Below are 13,373 nucleotides of genomic sequence, written 5' to 3'. Positions count from 1 at the left end.
ACCATGAATGCAAAAGTCTGGCTGGTGGGGGCAGGTCCCGGTGATCCCGAACTGCTGACGCTCAAAGCGGTGCGCGCATTGCGTGAAGCGCAGGTGGTGTTGATTGACGATCTGGTCAATGCCGCGGTGCTGGAGCATTGCCCCACCGCGCGAATCATTGCCGTGGGCAAACGCGGCGGCTGTCGCTCGACACCGCAGGCATTCATCCATCGGCTGATGTTGCGTTATGCGCGCCAAGGCAACTGCGTGGTGCGGCTCAAGGGCGGAGACCCGTGCATTTTCGGTCGTGGCGGCGAAGAGGCGCAGTGGTTACGCGAACGTGGGATTGAGGTCGAGTTGGTCAACGGTATTACCGCCGGACTCGCCGGCGCGACGCAATGCGATATTCCGCTGACGTTGCGCGGTGTGGCGCGCGGGGTGACGCTGGTGACCGCGCACACTCAGGATGACAGTCAATTGAACTGGCAGGCGTTGGCGCGAGGTGGGACGACACTGGTGATTTATATGGGGGTGGCCAAGCTTGGCGAGATTCGCGATCAGCTATTGGCCGGCGGGATGACGGCAGATACGCCGGTGGCGATGATCGAGAATGCCTCTCTGCCAGAACAGCGTGAGTGCCGCAGTGATCTGATGAGCATGAGTGACGATGCCTGCCGGTTTGAGCTCAAGAGCCCGGCCATACTCGTCATCGGCGCAGTGGCTGCCATTGCAGAGCAAAGGATCGCAGTCTCCGGCAGCTCCCCCATGGGAACTGTGTACGCCCTGTAAAGCCAAATCGCAGGCAAAGAAAAGCCCGGCCTGAGCCGGGCTTTTCTCGTAGCGGCAGCTAATTACTTAGCTTGAGCTTCAACCTGCGCTTCTACGCGACGGTTAACAGCACGGCCAGCTTCAGTTTTGTTGTCAGCAACTGGGCGGGATTCGCCGTAGCCGATCGACTGAACGCGGGACGACTCAACACCGTACTGCTGGGTCAGAACCTGCTTAACGGCGTTTGCACGACGCTCGGACAGTTTCTGGTTGTAAGCGTCAGGACCGACGGAGTCAGTGTGACCTTCAACAGTGGTGTGAGTGGCTGGGTACTGCTTCATGAAGTCAGCCAGGTTCTTGATGTCAGCGTAGCTGTTTGGCTTGACGACCGACTTGTCGAAGTCGAACTTCACGTCCAGCTCTACACGAACAACTTCAGCAACTGCTGGGCAGCCATCAGCGTCAACAGTTACGTTGGCTGGGGTGTCCGGGCACTTGTCAACGTTGTCGCAAACGCCATCGTTGTCGCTGTCAGAGCAGACTTCAGCCGGAGCTGGAACTGGAGCAGCAGCTGGCTTGCCGCCGCCACCGAAGTTCACACCCAGACCAACCGATGGAGCGTAGTCCCAACGGCCGTTGTCCAGTTTGTAGTCAGCTTCTACGCCAGCACGGGCGAAGAAGTTTTCAGCGAAGTAGTACTTAACGCCAGCGCCAGCAGTCAGGAAAGTCGACTGGTCGCGACCGGTGTGGCCGTCAGCAGCTACGTTGGTCAGGTTGCCGTGCTTGACACCACCTTCAACGTAAGGACGCAGAGCGTCACCAGCGTTGTTGAAGTGGTACTGAGCGGTCAGACCGAAGTTGTCACCGCGCAGTTTCTGGCTACCGGTACCGTCGTTCGAACGGGTGTGGTTGTTACGATCCCAGCCGAAGTTGATCGAGACGTCGTCGGTCAGGAAGTAACCGATTTTGGCGCCTGGGTTGAAGCCGTCTTCGACATGATCAATGCTGTCGTTGTACTGCTTCTTGTAGTTGATCTCGCCTTCAACTGCGCCTTGGCCTTGTGCCAGTGCGCCGAACGAAGTAGCGGCAATAAGAGAACCAATGGCCAAGCCCAAGGTGTTTTTCAGTTTCATCCGTTAAATCCCCATCTGGTGATTGTGAAGCAGTCCCGCAAACCGGGGGACAACTCGGCGGCAAGTCTATCAGAACTTGCCTACACGTAAGAGATATTTGCGCTGAACTAAGTTTCAGCAATGCCTGCAAATTTCTCACGCAATTTGTCTAGAGCACGTTTGTACCGCATTTTTGTCGCACTCAAACCCATGTGCATGATGTCTGCGATCTCCTGAAACTCCAGCTCTGCGACAAATCGTAGCACCAGAATTTCACGGTCAATCGGGTTCACATACACCAGCCAGCGATCGAGTCCGCCCTTCTCCTCGGGTTTCGGCGCCTTTTCTTCCGACGCTTCTTCCAGCGGGTCCAGACTCAAGGCGTCCATCAAGCGACGCTTTCGCCGTTCCTTCCGATACTGCGTGATGCATTCGTTATACGTGATGCTGTAGAGCCAGGTTTTGAACTTCGATTTCCCCTCGAAGTTCTTCAGGCCGTACAGCACCTTAAGCATCACTTCCTGACAGACATCGTCTGCGTCGCGATCGTTCCCAAGATATCTCGCACAAACGTTAAATAATGTTCGCTGGTAACGCCGCATCAGCTCTTCATAGGCGCGCGTCACGTGAAACAGCTCGGTATGCGAGCGCGCGACCAACTCCTCATCAGAGAGCTCACGGGGGTCATAGCGCGTGGATAGCGTTTGGGCTTTATTCAAAACAAGTCGTGCCGACAGTCAGGTCAATGTCCGCCGCACCCCTCTCAGGGCATTTTGCGGCGGCATACATTAGCAGGGTTTGCCGGGTTAGCGGCTACTCACATGCTGTTCCAGCAGGATCCGATTGGAGAGTGAGACTAGCTCACCCTCATCGGTCAGCAATGTGGTTTTAACCGTGCCGATCTCTTCGATCTGGCCTTCGACCTCGCCAACACGCACTTGTTGCCCAACCTGATACAACTCACGCACATAGATTCCCGCAAGAATCTGACCGGCAATTTCCCGGCTTCCCAAACCCATGGCCAGCGCAACGGCCAGACCAACGGTAATCAATACGATGACAATCACATGGTTCAGCAGGTCAGTCTTGACCTCGAGCTGGCTGATCGCGACCGAGATACTGATGATGATCACCAGCCCCTGGGCGATTCGGCCCAAACCCGAAGCGTAGTCCAGCCCTACGCCTTCTGCCGCTCCGCGCACCAGGCCGTTGGCCAATTGCGCGAGCAAAACACCGACCAGCAACACCAGCGCGGCGCCGAAAACTTTCGGCAAATACAACGCCAGCATGTCCAGCGTAGCTGAAACTCGCTCAAGTCCAAGGGACTCTGCTGCAGAAACCAGGAAAATCAGCAGAACGAACCAGTAAACAATCTTCCCGATCAAGGTTGAGATCGGCACTTGCAGGCCGGCCCGCGACATCAACTTGGTCAGACCGGTGCCGCCCATCAGGCGATCAAGGCCCAGTTTGGCGAGCAATTTGGACAGCAAGGTATCGAGCAGCTTGGCCACCACGAAACCCAACAGCAGCACCACCAGTGCGCCGAACAGGTTCGGGATGAAGTTGGCGACTTTGGTCCACAACGCAGTCATTGCAGTGACGAGGCTCTGAGTCCAGAGATCAAGTTCCATATTCAATCAGCCTTATCAGCAGTGCGTGCAGTAGTTTTACGAAGACGGGAAACCGGCGAGACGTGGGCCGATCCGTTATTCAGGGCGATCATCAGCGCGGGCAGCCAGCGGCCCAGCAGGCTGAACAGATCACCGGCGCCCACCTGGCGGTTGGCGGTTTTGAGTACGCGACCCAGGCATGCATCGTCGTCACGGCTGGACGGCGAGGCGTTGAGCATGTCGCGCAAAGACTGTTCAAACGGATCGTGCATACGCACCTCTCGTGATGTCTGTGAAAGACGCGGGCAAATTTGGTCGGGTCACATGTTGCATCTTCACACCCAGCGCAAACGGCGGAATAACCACCATTGACCGAAGGCCATCGCCAGCACCGTCAGACAGGCAATCAGGAAACCATAAGGGCTGCTCGAGAACGGAATGCCGCCCACATTGATGCCCAGCAGGCCGGTGAGAAAACTCATCGGCAAAAAGATGCAGGTGATGATGCCGAAGCGGTACATCGTGCGATTCATGCGCACGTTCAAACGCCGGTCTTCGGCCTCCAGCACAAGCCCCATGCGCTCTCGGGTCAATTCCAGCTCTTCGAGATAGCGCGTCAGGCTGTTGTTCAATTCGTTCCAGTAGTCAGCGTCATCGTCGACAAACCACGGCAGTTTTATCCGGGTCAGTTGTCCGAAAATATCCCGCTGCGGTGCCAGAAAACGCTTCAGTCCGGCCGCCCGGCGGCGGATGTGCAAAATCGAGCCATGCTCGGGGGTATACCGTTCGTCGGCATCCAGTTTTTCTTCCTCTTCATCGACCAGTTCCGACAGGCAGGTGACCAGATCCTGCACCTTGTTGGTAAGGAATTGCGCCAGATACAGGATCAGTTCAGATGAGGTTTTCGGGCCTTTGCCTTCGCTTAGCAGCGCCAGCAGCTCATCGGTGGCACGCAGCGGACGCAAACGCAGCGAGATGACCCGTTGCGCCGACGCGAAAATCCGCACCGAGACCATGTCTTCCGGCTCGGCGCCGGGGTTGAGGTTGACCCCGCGCAGAAACAGCAACAGTTCGGCATCCGGCAACGGCAACAGGCGCGGCCGAGTGTTTTCTTCCAGCAGCAGGTCGCAGGCAAATTCATTCAGGCCGCTGGATTTGCGCAGCCAGGTCTGGGTTTGCGGATGGCTGCGATCCCAGTGCAACCACAGGCTCTCATGGGCCTGCAGTTGCAGATCGTCGAGCTCAGTCCGGGCAATCGAACGCGCACCGCCTTTACCGTCCAGCACCAGGGCATGCACCAGCCCCCACTGCGCGTTTTCTTCCTCGAACATCCGCATCCCTTTGTCGAAAAACTTATTCAGGCATCTGCAGCGGACTTGGCGAAACGATCACGCCGTTGTTGTCCGCATAGATGTATTGGCCCGGATGGAACGTCACGCCGGCGAAAGTCACCGGTACGTTGAGATCGCCGATACCGCGCTTTTCGGTTTTCATCGGATGGCTGGCCAACGCCTGAACGCCGAGATCGGTCTGGGCAATAACGTCGACGTCACGGATACAACCGTAGATGACCATCCCTTCCCAGCCGTTTTTTGCGGCTTTCTCGGCGATCATGTCGCCCAGCAGCGCGCGCCGCAGCGAACCGCCGCCATCGACCACCAGCACCTTGCCGTTACCCTTGAGTTCGGCTTGCTCTTTGACCAGCGAGTTGTCTTCGAAACATTTGATGGTCACGATTTCGCCGCCGAAGGAATCACGGCCGCCGAAATTGCTGAACATCGGTTCCAGCACCTGCACCAGCTCCGGATAGGCGTCGCACAGGTCAGGCGTGAGGTAATGGTTCATCGAAAAACTCCTGTAAAAAGGAAGACGATCAAGGATGTCGCACTCTTTTGAAACGAGTCCCGGCGGTCGCTGTTTACCTTAGTTCATGCAATGGTCGCTGAACGAACCTGAACAAACGCTGAAACGTAATAGCTAAACACCCACCAAATATGACCAGAACCGCACAATGCGTCATATCTTAGCCGCAAGCCGACCTGAACGAAATGCCCTTTTCAGAGCCTCGGACTCAGACCGCAGCGGCAAGATCCGGCTTGTCGCCGAGCAACGGCGTCTGCTGATCATTCAGCCAGCGCGCCACTAGCGGCCAGACCTCGGCCTGCGCCGCCTTGCTCACCAACATCTCGACATGCCCGAAGTTGTCGCTGAAACCCTGCTCGCGCCCCAGATTGACGAACTGTTTGTGCTCGGAGCCGATCTGCTCGAACAGTTTGCGACAGGCCCATGCCGGATCCTGATGATCGCCCGCCGCGGTCACTGCCAGCACCGGCACCTGAACCTCGGCCAAGCCAGCCCACCAGTCCTTGTCCTTGTCGCCAAAACGCCCGAACAAGCCGTACCAGCGCATGCTTTCCAGCGCCAGCCCGATCGGCTCGTCTTCCGGGCCGCGCTTGAGGCGGGAGCCGGACAACTGCGCGAAACGCTTGAGAATGAAGCGCCCGCTCCACTCCACCGGTGGAATCTTCAGCGGCCAGTACGTACGGCTGACCTGCGTGCCGAAAAACGCCGCCGAGGCCACGGCCGGCTCGCCGAGGTATTCGCCACCCAGCGCCGCCGCCAGCGTGATGCCGCCCAGCGAATGGCCGATCCAGTGCGGCACCTGCCCGCTCTGCTCGCGGACGAACGCGGCAATCGCCGGCAGATCGTAACGGGCGTAGTCGGCCACGCGGTTGCGCCGGTAGTCCTCGTTGCGCTGCGACAGGCCGTGACCGCGCATCTCCGGGATCCACACGTCGAAGCCCAGGCGCGTCAGGTACGCGCCCAGCCCCAGGCCTTTGGGGGAAAACCAGAAACGCCGGTTGGAAAAGCTGCCGTGCAGCAAAATCACCGGCACGCCGCGTGGTGTCGTATCGTCGGCCATGCCCAAACGGGTCACGGCGATTTCCACGGACCAGTCGGGACTGTTGCCGGGTTTGAGTCGATACACGTCTTCGCTCAGATCACCGCGTCGTTCGGCGCTGATCAGGGCGACAGGAAACAGGTTGCTGCTGCTTTGCATAATGCTCTTGCACAAAAAAGGGCGGCATCTACAGGAGCCCGCCCTACTTCAATCTCAAAGCCCCCGACCTTTGTGGGAGCGGGCTTGCTCGCGAAAGCGGTGTATCAGCCAACATTTGTGGCGGATCTTATTCCGTCTTCGCGAGCAAGCCCGCTCCCACAGGGGAGGATGGCCGTTCACATATGGATCAAGCCTGCGCCTGACCTTCGGCGAGGAAGAACCAGGTTTCCAGTACGGAATCCGGGTTCAGCGACACGCTTTCGATGCCCTGCTCCATCAGCCACTTGGCCAGATCCGGGTGGTCCGAAGGGCCCTGACCGCAGATGCCGATGTATTTGCCGGCCTTGTTGCACGCGGCAATCGCGTTGGCCAGCAGCTTCTTCACCGCCGGATTACGCTCGTCGAACAGGTGCGCGATGATCCCAGAGTCACGGTCCAGGCCCAGGGTCAGCTGGGTCAGGTCGTTGGAACCGATGGAGAAACCGTCAAAGAATTCGAGGAATTCTTCAGCGAGAATCGCGTTGGACGGCAGTTCGCACATCATGATCACGCGCAGGCCGTTGTCGCCACGGGCCAGGCCGTTTTCGGCGAGCAGATCGACCACTTGACTGGCTTCGCCGAGGGTACGGACGAACGGCACCATGATTTCGACGTTGGTCAGGCCCATCTCGTTGCGCACGCGTTTCAACGCGCGGCATTCGAGTTCGAAGCAGTCACGGAACGATTCGCTGATGTAACGCGAAGCGCCACGGAAGCCGAGCATCGGGTTTTCTTCTTCCGGCTCGTACAGCTTGCCGCCGATCAGGTTGGCGTATTCGTTGGACTTGAAGTCCGACAGACGCACGATGACCTTCTTCGGCCAGAACGCAGCAGCGAGGGTGCTGATGCCTTCCACCAGTTTTTCGACGTAGAAGCCGACCGGATCGTTGTAACCGGCGATGCGCTTGTCGACGCTGTCCTTGATTTCCTGCGGCAGACCGTCGTAGTTCAGCAGCGCTTTCGGGTGCACGCCGATCATGCGGTTGATGATGAATTCCAGACGGGCCAGGCCCACACCGGCGTTCGGCAGCTGCGCGAAATCGAAGGCGCGGTCCGGATTGCCGACGTTCATCATTATCTTGAACGGCAACTCCGGCATGGCGTCCACGGAGTTCTTCTTGACGTCGAAGCCCAGCTCGCCTTCGAAGATGTAACCGGTGTCGCCTTCGGCGCAGGACACGGTTACGCCCTGGCCATCTTTCAACAGTTGGGTGGCGTTGCCGCAGCCCACGACCGCTGGAATCCCCAGTTCACGGGCGATGATCGCCGCGTGGCAGGTACGGCCGCCACGGTTGGTGACGATGGCGCTGGCGCGTTTCATCACCGGCTCCCAGTCCGGGTCGGTCATGTCGGAGACCAGCACGTCACCGGCCTGGACTTTGTCCATTTCCGAGACGTCCTTGATGATCCGCACTTTACCGGCGCCGATGCGCTGGCCAATGGCCCGACCTTCAACCAGCACGGTGCCGGTTTCTTTCAACAGGTAACGTTCCATGACGTTGGCCTGGGTGCGGCTTTTCACGGTTTCCGGACGGGCCTGCACGATGTACAGCTTGCCGTCGTCACCGTCTTTGGCCCACTCGATGTCCATCGGGCAGCCGTAGTGCTTCTCGATGATCATCGCCTGCTTGGCCAGCTCGCTGACTTCGGCGTCGGTCAGGCAGAAACGCGCGCGTTCGGCCTTGTCGACATCGACGGTCTTCACCGAACGACCGGCCTTGGCCTCGTCGCCGTAGATCATCTTGATCGCTTTGCTGCCGAGGTTGCGGCGCAGGATCGCCGGGCGACCGGCTTCCAGGGTGCCTTTGTGCACATAGAACTCATCCGGGTTCACCGCGCCTTGAACAACGGTTTCGCCCAGACCGTAGGCGCCGGTGATGAACACCACGTCACGGAAACCGGATTCGGTATCGAGGGTGAACATCACGCCGGCGGTACCGGTTTCCGAACGCACCATACGCTGCACGCCAGCCGACAGGGCGACCAGTTTGTGGTCGAAGCCCTGGTGCACGCGGTAGGAAATCGCCCGGTCATTGAACAGCGAAGCGAACACCTCTTTGGCGGCGCGGATAACGTTTTCCACGCCACGGATGTTCAGGAAGGTTTCCTGCTGGCCGGCGAACGAAGCATCCGGCAAGTCTTCGGCGGTGGCGGAAGAACGCACGGCCACGGCCACGTCAGGGTTGCCGGCCGACAGCGCGGCGAACGCGGTGCGGATCTCGGTATTCAGTTTTTCTGGGAATTCGGCTTCCATGATCCATTGACGGATCTGCGCACCGGTCTTGGCCAGCGCGTTGACGTCATCGACGTCCAGAGCGTCGAGAGCCTTGTGGATCTGATCGTTGAGGCCGCTCAGTTCGAGAAAGTCGCGATAGGCCTGCGCGGTGGTGGCAAAGCCGCCGGGGACCGACACACCGGCACCCGCCAGGTTGCTGATCATCTCGCCCAGGGATGCGTTCTTGCCCCCCACATGCTCAACATCGTGTTTGCCGAGCTTATCGAGGGAAACTACGTACTCTACCAAGGTGATCTCTCCACTAACTGTGTTGGAAAAGCTCAGAAACCGGCGGCTCGGGGGAGCGTTGGCCGGCTGTATGGCCTGGACCTGGAAAATAAGTGAGAATGCGGGCCAATGGCGGCCGGCAAATCGCGCCTATCATATCCAGAAATACTCTTTAGCTTAAGGCCCAAGGTGCAAATGAAACGATCTGCTTTCTTTATCTCCGATGGCACCGGCATTACCGCCGAAACCCTGGGTCAAAGCCTTCTGGCGCAGTTCGAAAACATTACCTTCACCAAGCTCACGCGGCCGTATATCGACAACGCGGACAAAGCGCGGGCCATGGTACAACAAATCAACAAAGCCGCCGAAACCGACGGCTTCCGTCCGATCATCTTCGACACCATCGTCAATCAGGACATCCGTGAGATTCTCGCAACGTCCAATGGTTTCATGATCGACATCTTCTCGACCTTCCTCGCCCCGCTCGAACAGGAACTGACCGAGCATTCTTCCTACACCGTCGGCAAATCGCACTCGATCGGGCATAACTCCAATTACATGGAGCGCATCGAGGCGGTGAACTTCGCCCTCGACAACGACGACGGTGCGCGCACCCACTATTACGACAAGGCCGACCTGATACTAGTGGGCGTGTCGCGTTGTGGTAAGACGCCGACGTGTCTGTACATGGCGATGCAGTTCGGCATCCGTGCGGCCAACTATCCGCTGACCGAAGACGACATGGAACGCCTGACCCTGCCGACCGCCCTGCGCGCCCATCAGCACAAGCTGTTCGGCCTGACCATCGACCCCGACCGCCTCACCGCGATCCGTAACGAGCGCAAGCCCAACAGCCGTTATTCGAGCTACGCCCAGTGCGAATTCGAAGTGCGCGAAGTGGAAAACCTGTTCCGCCGCGAGAACATCCCGCACATCAACTCCACGCATTTTTCGGTGGAAGAGATTTCGGCGAAGATTCTGGTGGAGAAAGGTGTGGAGCGGCGTTTCAAATAGATTTGCGGCGTCTGCTTTGGCGCCTTCGCGAGCAAGCTCGCTCCCACAAGGTTTTGTGCCTGGCACAACATGCATGAACACTCTGAAACCCTGTGGGAGCGGGCTTGCCCGCGAAGGCGGCGGCACATTCAGCATTGATGTTGCCTGACGCACCGCTAGCGTGAGCAGGCTCACGCCCGCAATGGGTCTTCAATGCTCGCGTTGTCAAATCGCAAACAGGTCGATGAAACGATTCACGGGGGTCGCTTCAAGCTGCGCCTGATCCTTGCACAACGCGAAGATCTCGCCACTGCGCTGCCCGGTGAATCGTGTCAGCAGATTCGCCTTGAACTTGTCCTCCAGCAACGGGATGCCATCGGCGCGGCGGCGACGGTGGCCGATCGGGTATTCCACCACCACGTTCTCGGTGCTCGTTCCGTCCTTGAAAAACACCTGCACCGCGTTGGCAATCGAACGCTTGTCGGCCTCCAGATACTCGCGGGTGAAACGCGGGTCTTCGACGATGACCATCTTCTCGCGCAGCACATCGAGGATCGGGTGCGCGGCGTGAAAGTCGTCCTCGTACTGCTCGGCCAGCAGATTGCCGAACGCCAGCGGCACGGCGGTCATGTACTGGAGGCAGTGGTCGCGATCGGCGGCGTTGGCCAGCGGCCCGACCTTGGAGATGATGCGAATCGCCGACTCATGGGTGGTGATGACGATGCGGTCGATTTCATGCAAGCGGTTGCGCACCAACGGATGCAAGGTCACCGCCGCTTCACAGGCCGTTTGCGCATGGAACTCGGCGGGGAAGCTGATCTTGAACAGCACGTTTTCCATCACGTAACTGCCGTAGGGCCGCGCGAAACTGAAGGCGCGTTTGCCTTCGGGCTTGAGCGCCAGATCGTTGTTGGTGTGGCTGAACGACACGTCATAGAAGCCCCACTGTCTGGCCGTCAACACTCCGGGAATGCCCATCTCGCCACGCAGGGCAATGTCGGCCAGACGCACGCCGCGGCTGGTCGCATCACCCGCCGCCCAGGATTTACGCGATCCGGCGTTCGGCGCATGGCGATAGGTGCGCAGCGCCTGACCATCGGCGAAGGCATGGGACAACGCCGACAGCAGTTGTTCGCGATTGGCGCCCATCAGTTTCGCGGTGACGGCTGTGGAGGCGACTTTCACCAGCAACACATGGTCGAGGCCGACGCGGTTGAAGGAATTTTCCAGGGCTATCACGCCTTGAATCTCGTGGGCCATGATCATTGCTTCGAGCACGTCGCGCACAGTCAGTGGCGCTTCGCCGTTGGCGATACGTTTCTGCGACAGGTGATCGGCCACCGCGAGAATCCCGCCGAGGTTGTCCGACGGATGCCCCCATTCGGCCGCGAGCCAGGTGTCGTTGTAATCGAGCCAGCGCACGATGCAGCCGATGTCCCACGCGGCTTTCACCGGGTCGAGGCGATAGGAAGTGCCCGGCACCCGCGCCCCGAACGGCACGACGGTGCCCTCGACGATGGGGCCAAGGTGCTTGGTGCATTCGGGAAAACGCAACGCCAGCAGGCCACAGCCGAGGGTATCCATCAGGCAGTTGCGGGCGGTGTCGAGGGCTTCGGCAGATTCGACGTTGAAGGTGAGGACGTAATCGGCGATGTCCTGCAGGACACGGTCGTAGTCGGGACGGTTGTTCTGGTCGACGTTGGCGCTCATGTTCGATTCACTCTGGCAGTGGTTCGTTGAGGGGACCTCGGTTCAGGCTGATTTCTTATATTTGAAATGCAATTCCCTGTGGGAGCGGGCTTGCTCGCGAAGACGGTGTGTCAGCCAGCGAAAATGTCGACTGACACTACGCCTTCGCGAGCAAGCCCGCTCCCACAGTTTTTGTTCGGTGTAGTGTCAGAAAGTATTGCCGGGCACAAAAGCTTTCTTTGCGGACTGATTATCCTGGTTGAAATGCAATCCATGTGGGAGCGGGCTTGCTCGCGAAGACGTAGTGTCAGTCGACATCATTTTTGCCTGGTGCGCCGCTTTCGCGAGCAAGCCCGCTCCCACAGTTTTTGTTCGGTGTAGTGTCAGAAGGAGTCGCCTGGGATGCGTACGTAGCCTTCCATGAGGACGCGGGCACTGCGGCTCATGATGGCTTTTTTCACCACCCACTCACCGTTTTCCAGACTGGCCTCGGCTCCGACACGCAAGGTCCCGGACGGATGGCCGAAGCGCACTGCCGTGCGTTCAACGCCACCGGCGGCGAGGTTCACCAGGGTACCGGTGATCGCTGCAGCGGTGCCGATGGCCACGGCGGCAGTGCCCATCATCGCGTGGTGCAACTTGCCCATCGACAACGCACGCACCAGCAGATCCACATCAGCGGCAGCAATCGCCTTGCCGCTGGACGCGATGTAATCCGCAGGCTTGGCGACGAACGCGACTTTCGGCGTGTGCTGTCGCTTGGCCGCTTCGTCCAGATTCGAAATCAGGCCCATGCGCAACGCACCGTAGGCGCGGATGGTTTCGAACATCTGCAAGGCTTGCGGGTCGCTGTTGATCGCGCTTTGCAGTTCGGTGCCGGTGTAGCCGATGTCTGCGGCGTTGACGAAAATCGTCGGGATCCCGGCGTTGATCATGGTCGCCTGGAACGTGCCGACACCCGGCACCTCAAGCTGATCGATCAGGTTGCCGGTGGGGAACATCGAACCGCCGCCGCCCTCTTCTTCCGCCGCCGGGTCCATGAATTCGACCTGCACTTCGGCGGCCGGAAAGGTCACGCCGTCGAGCTCGAAATCACCGGTTTCCTGCACTTCGCCGTTGGTGATCGGCACGTGGGCGATGATGGTCTTGCCGATGTTGGCCTGCCACACGCGCACCACCGCCACGCCGTTGTGCGGAATGCGGCTGGCCTCCACCAGACCGTTGCTGATGGCGAACGAGCCGACCGCCGCCGAGAGGTTGCCGCAATTGCCGCTCCAGTCCACGAACGGCTTGTCGATGGAGACCTGACCGAACAGGTAATCGACGTCGTGATCAGCCTTGATGCTTTTCGACAGGATTACGGTTTTGCTGGTGCTCGACGTGGCACCGCCCATGCCGTCGATCTGTTTGTCGTACGGGTCGGGGCTGCCGATCACCCGCAGCAGCAAGGCATCGCGGGCGGGGCCGGGAACCTGCGCGGCTTCGGGCAGATCCTTGAGGCTGAAGAACACGCCTTTGCTGGTGCCGCCGCGCATGTAGGTGGCGGGGATTTTGATCTGCGGTGCGAAATGAGCTGCGTGAGCCATGGTGCTCCTTACCCGCAAACGCGGGTCAACCGA

At 59.3% G+C, this 13,373-nt stretch carries 12 protein-coding genes; 2 read left to right on the top strand and 10 right to left on the bottom strand.

Going from position 1 to position 13,373, the window contains the following annotated elements:
- Positions 1 to 3: 3 nt before the first annotated feature.
- A complete protein-coding gene (gene cobA / locus V3W27_RS24390; RefSeq protein WP_330207744.1) occupies positions 4 to 768 on the top strand; it encodes a uroporphyrinogen-III C-methyltransferase in 765 nt (254 codons plus the stop codon).
- A 62-nt stretch (positions 769 to 830) separates the two neighbouring features.
- Here cobA and V3W27_RS24385 read toward each other — a convergent pair whose 3' ends face one another.
- The 8 genes from V3W27_RS24385 to ppsA all read right to left on the bottom strand — a co-directional run bounded on the left by V3W27_RS24385 (position 831) and on the right by ppsA (position 9,093).
- Complete coding sequence (locus V3W27_RS24385) at positions 831 to 1,880, bottom strand: OmpA family protein (protein WP_027613290.1); 1,050 nt, start codon at positions 1,878 to 1,880, stop codon at positions 831 to 833.
- A 107-nt stretch (positions 1,881 to 1,987) separates the two neighbouring features.
- Positions 1,988 to 2,578 carry an RNA polymerase sigma factor SigX gene (sigX, locus tag V3W27_RS24380; protein ID WP_011333251.1) on the bottom strand — a complete coding sequence of 197 codons (591 nt, stop codon included), beginning with the start codon at positions 2,576 to 2,578 and terminating at the stop codon, positions 1,988 to 1,990.
- A gap of 87 nt (positions 2,579 to 2,665) precedes the next feature.
- Positions 2,666 to 3,490 carry a mechanosensitive ion channel family protein gene (locus V3W27_RS24375; protein WP_007916401.1) on the bottom strand — a complete coding sequence of 275 codons (825 nt, stop codon included), beginning with the start codon at positions 3,488 to 3,490 and terminating at the stop codon, positions 2,666 to 2,668.
- A 2-nt stretch (positions 3,491 to 3,492) separates the two neighbouring features.
- Positions 3,493 to 3,741, bottom strand: a complete 249-nt coding sequence (locus V3W27_RS24370) for a hypothetical protein (protein ID WP_003223293.1) — start codon at positions 3,739 to 3,741, stop codon at positions 3,493 to 3,495.
- Positions 3,742 to 3,804: 63 nt separating this feature from the next.
- Positions 3,805 to 4,800 carry a zinc transporter ZntB gene (locus V3W27_RS24365; protein ID WP_027613291.1) on the bottom strand — a complete coding sequence of 332 codons (996 nt, stop codon included), beginning with the start codon at positions 4,798 to 4,800 and terminating at the stop codon, positions 3,805 to 3,807.
- A gap of 22 nt (positions 4,801 to 4,822) precedes the next feature.
- On the bottom strand, positions 4,823 to 5,314 hold the full coding sequence (rraA, locus tag V3W27_RS24360; RefSeq protein WP_096797093.1) for a ribonuclease E activity regulator RraA: 492 nt from the start codon (positions 5,312 to 5,314) through the stop codon (positions 4,823 to 4,825).
- A 226-nt stretch (positions 5,315 to 5,540) separates the two neighbouring features.
- Positions 5,541 to 6,530 (bottom strand): alpha/beta fold hydrolase, encoded by a 990-nt coding sequence (locus V3W27_RS24355; RefSeq protein ID WP_027613293.1) that lies wholly within the window; start codon positions 6,528 to 6,530, stop codon positions 5,541 to 5,543.
- A gap of 187 nt (positions 6,531 to 6,717) precedes the next feature.
- Entirely contained in the window at positions 6,718 to 9,093 is a 2,376-nt protein-coding gene (gene ppsA, locus V3W27_RS24350; RefSeq protein ID WP_123586201.1) for a phosphoenolpyruvate synthase, read from the bottom strand.
- A gap of 174 nt (positions 9,094 to 9,267) precedes the next feature.
- Here ppsA and ppsR point away from each other — a divergent pair, with 174 nt between their 5' ends.
- On the top strand, positions 9,268 to 10,086 hold the full coding sequence (ppsR, locus tag V3W27_RS24345; protein ID WP_007960912.1) for a posphoenolpyruvate synthetase regulatory kinase/phosphorylase PpsR: 819 nt from the start codon (positions 9,268 to 9,270) through the stop codon (positions 10,084 to 10,086).
- Positions 10,087 to 10,290: 204 nt separating this feature from the next.
- Here the strand turns inward: ppsR and prpD are convergent, their stop codons facing one another.
- Positions 10,291 to 11,775 (bottom strand): 2-methylcitrate dehydratase, encoded by a 1,485-nt coding sequence (gene prpD, locus V3W27_RS24340; RefSeq protein ID WP_330207743.1) that lies wholly within the window; start codon positions 11,773 to 11,775, stop codon positions 10,291 to 10,293.
- 362 nt (positions 11,776 to 12,137) lie between these two features.
- Positions 12,138 to 13,340: a 2-methylaconitate cis-trans isomerase PrpF gene (gene prpF / locus V3W27_RS24335; protein WP_330207742.1), complete on the bottom strand. Its 1,203-nt coding sequence runs from the start codon at positions 13,338 to 13,340 to the stop codon at positions 12,138 to 12,140.
- Between the last annotated feature and the right edge of the window lie 33 nt (positions 13,341 to 13,373).

Source organism: Pseudomonas sp. AM14(2022) (genome assembly GCF_036346455.1).
Taxonomy (GTDB): Bacteria; Pseudomonadota; Gammaproteobacteria; order Pseudomonadales; family Pseudomonadaceae; genus Aquipseudomonas; species Aquipseudomonas putida_A.
Note: the sequence above shows the minus strand (reverse complement) of the source record. Positions and strands in the feature narration are given on the sequence as shown.

What these genes read in the sequence shown, in the direction of transcription:
- V3W27_RS24355 (WP_027613293.1), bottom strand. Translation starts at nt 6,530, where the DNA reads ATGCAAAGCAGCAGCAACCTGTTTCCTGTCGCCCTGATCAGCGCCGAA.
- V3W27_RS24365 (WP_027613291.1), bottom strand. Translation starts at nt 4,800, where the DNA reads ATGTTCGAGGAAGAAAACGCGCAGTGGGGGCTGGTGCATGCCCTGGTG.
- prpD (WP_330207743.1), bottom strand. Translation starts at nt 11,775, where the DNA reads ATGAGCGCCAACGTCGACCAGAACAACCGTCCCGACTACGACCGTGTC.
- V3W27_RS24375 (WP_007916401.1), bottom strand. Translation starts at nt 3,490, where the DNA reads ATGGAACTTGATCTCTGGACTCAGAGCCTCGTCACTGCAATGACTGCG.
- ppsR (WP_007960912.1), top strand. Translation starts at nt 9,268, where the DNA reads ATGAAACGATCTGCTTTCTTTATCTCCGATGGCACCGGCATTACCGCC.
- V3W27_RS24385 (WP_027613290.1), bottom strand. Translation starts at nt 1,880, where the DNA reads ATGAAACTGAAAAACACCTTGGGCTTGGCCATTGGTTCTCTTATTGCC.
- prpF (WP_330207742.1), bottom strand. Translation starts at nt 13,340, where the DNA reads ATGGCTCACGCAGCTCATTTCGCACCGCAGATCAAAATCCCCGCCACC.
- rraA (WP_096797093.1), bottom strand. Translation starts at nt 5,314, where the DNA reads ATGAACCATTACCTCACGCCTGACCTGTGCGACGCCTATCCGGAGCTG.
- cobA (WP_330207744.1), top strand. Translation starts at nt 4, where the DNA reads ATGAATGCAAAAGTCTGGCTGGTGGGGGCAGGTCCCGGTGATCCCGAA.
- V3W27_RS24370 (WP_003223293.1), bottom strand. Translation starts at nt 3,741, where the DNA reads ATGCACGATCCGTTTGAACAGTCTTTGCGCGACATGCTCAACGCCTCG.